This is a genomic window from Ancylomarina sp. (assembly GCF_041555295.1).
Taxonomy (GTDB): domain Bacteria; phylum Bacteroidota; class Bacteroidia; order Bacteroidales; family Marinifilaceae; genus Ancylomarina.
Map to the genome: position 1 here is coordinate 1 of NZ_JBFFKR010000334.1, position 3,170 is coordinate 3,170.

3 protein-coding genes are annotated in these 3,170 nt (G+C 35.6%); all 3 read right to left on the reverse strand.

The window, feature by feature from the left end; genetic code table 11:
- A partial coding sequence (locus tag ABY905_RS15480; protein WP_372645497.1) for an efflux RND transporter periplasmic adaptor subunit occupies nt 1-1,031 on the reverse strand: 1,031 nt, incomplete at its 3' end.
- 41 nt (nt 1,032-1,072) lie between these two features.
- Entirely contained in the window at nt 1,073-2,575 is a 1,503-nt protein-coding gene (locus tag ABY905_RS15485; RefSeq protein WP_372645499.1) for a TolC family protein, read from the reverse strand.
- 22 nt (nt 2,576-2,597) lie between these two features.
- Nucleotides 2,598-3,170: hypothetical protein (locus ABY905_RS15490; protein ID WP_372645502.1), on the reverse strand; the 573-nt coding region annotated here is incomplete at its 5' end.

The following is a 3,170-nucleotide window of genomic DNA, read 5'->3' on the forward strand; positions in this document are numbered from 1 at the left end:
TTCGATCTGTTTCTTAAGGTCTCAAAGCCTTTTACAACCAAACGATCCTTTTCTTCCAAACCAGAAACGATCTGTACCTCTTTAGGATTCTCTAGCCCAAACTGAACAACTCTTTCCTCAGCTAAACCTTTGTTTACCACAAATACGATATTGCCATTCTGTTTGCTTAAGATGATATCCTTAGGAATAACAATTGAATTGTTGGCTTTTGCAACAATGATCTCACCTTTTGCAAACATGCCAGGACGCAATAAAAGCTTAGAGTTATTGATGTTGATAACCGCTTTGAAAGATCTGGTTTCTGAGTTTATTGCGGGTGAAATTTGTGCTAATACGCCACTTAGGGTATCACCCGGAATGGTATAGTTGACGATCTTAACTTTCTGACCCGTTTTAACCGAAGCTATATTTTTTTCAGCAAGATTAATTTCCATAAGAAGCTTGCTGTAATCCATAATACCGAATAGAGGTGAAGCAGCTTCAACTCTCGTATTTTCTGTGTAGTAGTTTAGACTCGTAATTGTGCCTGAAAAAGGCGCTTTGACTTTTAATTTAGCTAAACGATATAAGGCATCTTCATATGCGTATTTTGCATTTATCAAATCGATTTCAGCTTTTTTCACATCAGAAAGAGTAACCCCTCCTTTTTCATACAACGATTGTTGCTTATCGAATCCTTGTTGAGAGATTTGTAGACTCAATTCCTGAGAATTGATTTTGATACTGTTCTCGTATTCCTTGTCCTCAAATGCAATGATTTCAGTTCCTTCTTTTACAAAATCGCCTAAAACAAATTTTCGTCCTGTGATAGGGTTAATTTGTAAGTGATATTTTCCTGCAACTTCACTTTTTACATCTACCGTTTTTACAGGATTCACAGTACCCGTTGTGCTGATGAATTTTTCGATGCTTTTCGTTACAACTTCCTTTACAGAAACCTGTACAGCTATGTCTTTATTGAGATCAGTTGCCGTATCGTTACAAGCTGAAAGTATGGCAACACTTAAGATTAAGAAGGCGATTCGTTTCATTGTTATGGCGTTTGTATGGGTTATCATGATTTAATTGGTGATTAGTCTTTGATCAAATTTTCTTGTAACTCCTGAGGAACAAAAGATCTGTTGGATTCGAAATCCCAAAGGGATTGAATTTTCAAATTAAGCAGTTCGAGCTTGTAGTTGATTAGGGAGTTTGCGAGGTTCATTTTCTTTTCAGAAAGCTGATTTTGGAAGCGTTCCAAATCGATACTCGTTAAGTCACCATTTCTATAGCGCTCTAAATTGATATCGTAGGTGAGTTCAGCATTCTTTTGATTTTGCTCAGCAATTTCGATTTGCTGTACCAGGTTTTTCATGTTTCGGTAGATCTTTCGAATATTGATAGTGATATCGTTCTTTAAACTATTCATATCAATTTCGCGACTTTCTATCTCTAGTTCGGCAGCTCTGATTCGAGCTTTTCTTTCTCCCCAATCGAAAATTGGAATCGAGAAGGTAACTTCAACCTTAGGACTTTTGGTAGGCTTATTGTAAACTTTTCTCCATTGCTCATTGTTTCCCATTAAACCAACTGAAAGACCAACATTACCTTTAAACTCATTTGTTGATGAGGTTTCAATTAAATCGAATCGGGCATTATTTAAATTGATTTGTTTTTGAGTCAATTCCAACCTCTGGCTTAAACCGTTTTGAATTGCTTTCTCAAGGTCTACGATGACAGGAATATATTTGATGTCGGTACTCACTGCAACATCTTCGTATAGAGAGATTCCTAAAAGGAGTTTAAATTCATCTTTTGCATTTTCAAGATCCACACGTTTATTATCAAGATTTGATTGACTTGTTGCGTAATTCAGTTCTGCCTGATAAAGTTCTTCCTTAGCCGATAGTCCACCTTCAACCTTACTGACAATAATCTCTTTACTTACTTTTTGATTTTCAAATTCCTCCTTGGCAATTTTCAAAGCCATTTGTTTTTGATATATCGAGTAAAATGCTTGGTTCACTTGTCTTTCCATATTCAGCATTTGTATGGAGTAGGAAAGGGTTGCATTCTCAAGATTCAACTCATTTCGGGTTAAATCCATCTTGGTTTTGTTATATGTAAATACGGGTTGATCAAATTTTATTTTTAGATCGTTATTATAACCCTCGTATGAGGAAGCACTAGCTTCGGAGAAATTATCCTGATAACCAAATGAATTTATTAAAGATAATCGGCCTCCCGTATATTTTATGGGTTGCGAAACTGTAAAGGTTCCACCTGCTCCCTTACTTTCGGAGGTGTTCCATTTAGAAAAATATTCGTCGTATGATTCTGTTTTGTTGTAGGATATTGGCGTCACATCAAAAGAAAATCGAGATCTTAATGAAGCCAATTGAGCATTTAATTTCTCCTTGTTTTGCTCCATATTAATCTCCGATTTTTTAATATCGGGACTGTTAGAAAAGGCTATTAAAAGAGCTTCATCAAGTGTGATTTCTTTTTGAGCTTGAGAGCTTAAGGAGCTGAATAAGATTGCTCCGGCACATATGAATGTCTTTATTAATACAAGCTTTAGTTTCGTTCTGATCATGCCTTATATTATTTCTGGTTATTTACTTGTTTTCAACCCATTTGATTGCATCTGCAAAGAGAAATGCACCTTTGGACTTGTTGTTTAATTCAACTTTTGATGTTTCTGGTGTAATGAAATAAGTTCCCAGATAGTTCCATCCATTTTCCAATTCCTGATCACTTTTATTAATCTCCTCGAATCCAGATTCATGATAGATTTTAAAATTATAATCCGTCTTTTTTTGTTGTCTTCTTCGACTATATCCTTTTACCTTTTCGATATGACAGAACACATCGTAATAAGCTCCTTTTTTCAGTTCTGCTTTCCAGGTTGCTGAACGGTCACCTTGTCCTGATTTTGTAAAGAAGGCTGATCGAACATATTTCCCAAAGAAGCCTGAACGGAGTACATTCTTCCATTCATTTGGTGGATTCCATGTACGAAGACGAGAATACTCGTGAGTTGAAATACGCTTTTCATCAATCCATTGTTTCAAATAACTTTTGTTTGATACCTGAACATATTCGAAACCTTTGTCTTCGTTGTCAACAACAAATTCGTTATCGGCAAGAATTCCTTCAAATGCTTCACAATTCTTTACTTCATTGAAAAA

Excerpts from the sequence above, each read along its gene's own strand:
- ABY905_RS15485 (WP_372645499.1), bottom strand. The coding sequence starts at position 2,575 with ATGATCAGAACGAAACTAAAGCTTGTATTAATAAAGACATTCATATGT.